This window comes from Dialister sp. UBA1703, assembly GCA_002320515.1.
In the GTDB taxonomy this organism is placed as follows: Bacteria; Bacillota; Negativicutes; order Veillonellales; family Dialisteraceae; genus Dialister.
Genome location: DCJJ01000126.1, coordinates 1 through 4,136, shown reverse-complemented (window position 1 = coordinate 4,136; position 4,136 = coordinate 1). Strand labels below are relative to the sequence as shown.

3 protein-coding genes are annotated in these 4,136 nt (G+C 52.0%); all 3 read right to left on the bottom strand.

What is annotated here, in order from left to right; all coding sequences use genetic code 11:
• Positions 1-106: 106 nt before the first annotated feature.
• Complete coding sequence (gene rpoD / locus B2Y11_RS05710) at positions 107-1,243, bottom strand: RNA polymerase sigma factor RpoD (protein ID WP_291057199.1); 1,137 nt, start codon at positions 1,241-1,243, stop codon at positions 107-109.
• A 106-nt stretch (positions 1,244-1,349) separates the two neighbouring features.
• Positions 1,350-3,140, bottom strand: a complete 1,791-nt coding sequence (gene dnaG, locus B2Y11_RS05705) for a DNA primase (protein ID WP_291057197.1) — start codon at positions 3,138-3,140, stop codon at positions 1,350-1,352.
• Between the two features lie 97 nt (positions 3,141-3,237).
• Positions 3,238-3,963, bottom strand: a complete 726-nt coding sequence (locus B2Y11_RS05700) for an ATP-grasp domain-containing protein (protein WP_291057195.1) — start codon at positions 3,961-3,963, stop codon at positions 3,238-3,240.
• Positions 3,964-4,136: the final 173 nt, after the last annotated feature.

Here is a 4,136-nt window from a genome sequence, read left to right as displayed (position 1 = left end):
AGGTGGTGGCGCAGCCACCAAAGGGGGCCGCATTTCCATCGCGCCGCAGGCCTGTCAAACTTCAGCCCGAAGGGTCGTCAGCCCTCAGGCCCGAAAGGGCGTGTCCCTACTGGTTAATCATGAGGTTCTTGGCCGATTTTTTAAGTTTCTGCAAAGCTTTGCCTTCGATCTGGCGGATTCTTTCTCTGGTGACATCGAAGTAGCGGCCCACTTCTTCCAAAGTTCTTGTTTTCCCGTCTTTCAGGCCGAAGCGGAGTTCCAGCACCTGTCTTTCTCTTTCCGTGAGGCCCTGCAGGAGCTGGTCGATCTGTTCCTTGAGAAGGATGGAGCCAGCTGCGTCGTCGGGAGCGATGGCTTCATGGTCTTCGATAAAATCTCCCAGGTGGGAGTCTTCTTTTTCTCCGATAGGCGTTTCCAGTGAAATGGGATCCTGGGCGATTTTCTTGACTTCCCTGATTTTACCAACGGAAAAGCCCATGGCCTTGGCCAGTTCTTCATTGGTGGCTTCCCTGCCGTTTTCCTGCAGGAACTGGCGGGAAATGCGGTTTAGTTTATTAATGGTTTCCACCATGTGCACCGGCACCCGGATGGTTCTTGCCTGGTCCGCAATGGCCCGGGTGATGGCCTGGCGGATCCACCAGGTGGCATAGGTGGAGAATTTATACCCCTTGGTATAGTCAAATTTATCCACTGCCTTTAAAAGGCCCAGATTGCCTTCCTGGATGAGGTCCAGAAACTGGAGGCCCCGTCCCAGGTATTTCTTGGCGATGGACACCACCAGACGAAGGTTGCGGTCCGCCAGCTCTTTCTTGGCGGCTTTGGCCGCTGCCCTGTCCTCATCGGTGGCACCGGGAAGTGTGCCTTTTTCCACTTTCTTGGCCAGTACAATTTCTTCTTCGCTGTCCAGAAGGCGCAGCGCCCCGATTTCCTTCAGATACATTTTGACAGGGTCGTCGATGGTCATAGTATTGTCCAGATCCGGTACCGGCTGGGATTCCGTTTCTTCCGTTTCCAGCGCTTCTTCCTCTTCCAGAAGTTCCAGATCTTCATCCGATACATCCACATCAAAGTTGACCTCATAATGGTCGTCATGAAGGGCTTCATAGAGATTGGACAGGTCGTCCCCGCTCAAATTCTTTTCTGTCACAAGGTTCATGATGTCTTTATTGGAAATCACACTGCCCCCTGCTTTGGCGGTGAGTTCTCCAATCCATTGTTCCAATCTTTCATCCTGTACTGCCATAGTCAAATCCCCCTTAAGAAAGGCGGAAATACGGGCGACGCTGCTTCATTCCTTGGTGAAACAGCCATCCCGCACAAAGACGCCCCGGTGAATGGTTCTGAATTCCTTATTTCAATGCCATGATTTCTTTACTGATTTGTATACAGATGAGCTGCTCTTCCCGGGCTTTTTCCGGGTCGGTACTCATCAGTTCCTGTACTTTTTGTGTGTGAACGCGGTATTCCTCCTGCAGATATATTTTCTTCATAGGCCAGATATATTCTTCCTTCGGCACCGAGCCCGGCTGGTCCCCTTCCATACGAAGCTTTGCCAGACGACTGATATCTTCCCGGGGAAGCATGCCTTCCACCGCTTCAGCAGTCAGAGGCAGCTGTTTTTCCTTCATTTCCTTCATCAGGCTGAAGAGACGGCCGTGAAATTCATCGGCGAAGCGATAATTGGACAGTTCCTCCCATCCATCCGGCAGCATCTGGTAAATCAGACAGTAGTTAAGGAAACCGGCTTCCAGGAGCCGCTGCCTTTTCTTCAATGGATTCAGGTCCACCGCTTCCTTTTCCACCGGAACGCTCTGGGAAATATACATATCGGAACGGTTCTTCTTGGCATACACCAAAGCCTCGCTTCGGATCATGCCTTCATCCATATGCATGGCTCTTGCCATTTTCTTGATGAACGCATTCAGCTGGAACGCGTCTCCTGCAGACAGAAGCACGGAGAACATATCATCCAGGATATGGTGCTGCCCGTCAAGGGTAGTGCTGTCATACTGCTTCATCAGGGAATGGAAAAGAAAATCCATAGCCGGTTCCGCCTGCTTCACCGCCTCCAGATAGGCCTCACCGCCGTGAAGGTTCACAAATTCATCCGGATCCTTCCCTTCCCCCAGATGAACCACCCGGAGCTTCAGACCTACGGAGCCTGCGATTTCCAGAGCCCGCTTGGTGGCATTCTGTCCCGCTGCATCCATATCGTAGCTGAAAACCACTTCATCCGCATATTTCTTCAAAAGCCGGGCCTGCTCGATGGTAAAGGCGGTTCCCAGAGAAGCCACCGCATTAGTGACCCCATGGGCATGAAGGGAAATGGCATCCATGTACCCCTCCACCATGATGGCCTGCTTTTTTGCCCGAATAGTGGGCAGTGCCTGATAAATGGCAAAAAGGAGCCGTCTCTTATTAAAAATCGCGCTTTCCGGCGAATTCAGATACTTGGGCTTGCTGTCATCCATGACGCGGCCGCCGAAAGCAACGATTTTCCCCTTCAGATTCCAAATGGGAAACATGCAGCGGTTGCGGAACACGTCATAATAATGGCCGTTCTTATTGGCGCAGAGCCCGGCCTCCACCAGCAGATTTCCATCCACCTTCTTCTTCGTGGTGAAATCGTGGTACAGCTTCTGCCAGGCCGGCGGCGCAAATCCCAGCTTGAACTTCTCGATAGTCTCCATGGACAGATGGCGCTTATTGAAATAGGCAAGTCCCGCCTTTCCCATCTGCGTCCTGGTAAGACAGCTGTGGAAATAAGCCCCTGCCAGCTCCGTCACCTCATGAAGCTCCCGCGCCCTGGCTGCCCGCCTCTTCTCCTCAGGGGACGCCTCCTGCTCCGGGATTTCCATATGAGCATACTCCGCCAGCCGTTCCACTGCCTCCACAAAGGTCAGATTTTCCATCTTCTCCATAAAAGTGATGGCATCGCCGCTGGCATGACAGCCGAAGCAGTAGTAAAACCCCTTGTCCGGTGAAACAGCAAAGGAAGGCGTCCGCTCCGGGCCATGGAAAGGACAGGATGCCATATAGTACCGCCCATGCTTCTTCAAAGGCACGTAGGAGCCGATCAGGTCTGCCAGATTGATATTCTCTTTTAACTGCTGTACAAACTCATTATTAAATCTGGCCATAATCCTCCTTGCACCACCTTATAGACTAAGAAAGCACCGAAAGAAAGAGAAACAAAGAATCACTCGCTCATCGGTGCCTGAAATGCAGAGGGGCAGCTTACTTCCCCTTCACCGCAGAAGTCAACTCCTTCCAGCGGGCTGCCAGAATATTCATATATATCTTGGGAGACAATCCAAAACTTGCCAGAGAGTATCCGTCGCTCACCTCTACCAGCAGGGTTTTCCCCTCTTCCGTCACGCCGAAATCAATGGCATAACCGGCCGGCGCCGACCGATAGGCCTTCACCGCCGCCTCCAGCACCTTCACATCAGGAAAGACATCCCAACGACCCTTATACGGCGTGAGACCCAGCATTTCCCCATGAAGCACCCAGAGACGCCACTCCGATACGAAGTGCACCTTCTCGCTGCACCACACATCGATATCTTCCAAACCGCCGCCCAGCTTGATCAGATCCTCCGACTTGTCCAGCACCGTGCCATGAAACCGTTTGATATCCTCCACCGGCTTCACAAACACATGCCAGTCCTCCGGGTGACTGGTAATGGTAAAGAGAGTAGACTTCCAGATTTTCCTGCCCGTAAAAGGAAGAAGCTCATCAGGATAATCCAAAGGCTCCAGCTTCACGCCAAACTGCTCCAGCGCCACCTTCACATCCGACACCGTGCCGATCACCGGATCAGAAGGTTCATTATCCGTAAGAGAATACACCGCCTTATACTTCACCACAGGAACATCCAGCTCCCTGCAGCCCGTATAGGCATAATAACAGCTGGGATCATAAAACTCCCCGGTATGTTTAATACGGATATAAGCTTTCATGAATACTCTCCCATAGAAAAAACACATATCGCTACAAATTTAATGATACCATTTATACCGCATTTTTGCCAGTACCTTGGGAAGATTCGTAGGCCCCTCCCCCTATTGTCCCACCACTTGTGGGGTGGCAAGGGAACTGGAGTCACTCCAGCGAACTGGATTCGTAGGGGAGC

What these genes read in the sequence shown, in the direction of transcription:
- rpoD (WP_291057199.1), bottom strand. Translation starts at nt 1,243, where the DNA reads ATGGCAGTACAGGATGAAAGATTGGAACAATGGATTGGAGAACTCACC.
- dnaG (WP_291057197.1), bottom strand. Translation starts at nt 3,140, where the DNA reads ATGGCCAGATTTAATAATGAGTTTGTACAGCAGTTAAAAGAGAATATC.
- B2Y11_RS05700 (WP_291057195.1), bottom strand. Translation starts at nt 3,963, where the DNA reads ATGAAAGCTTATATCCGTATTAAACATACCGGGGAGTTTTATGATCCC.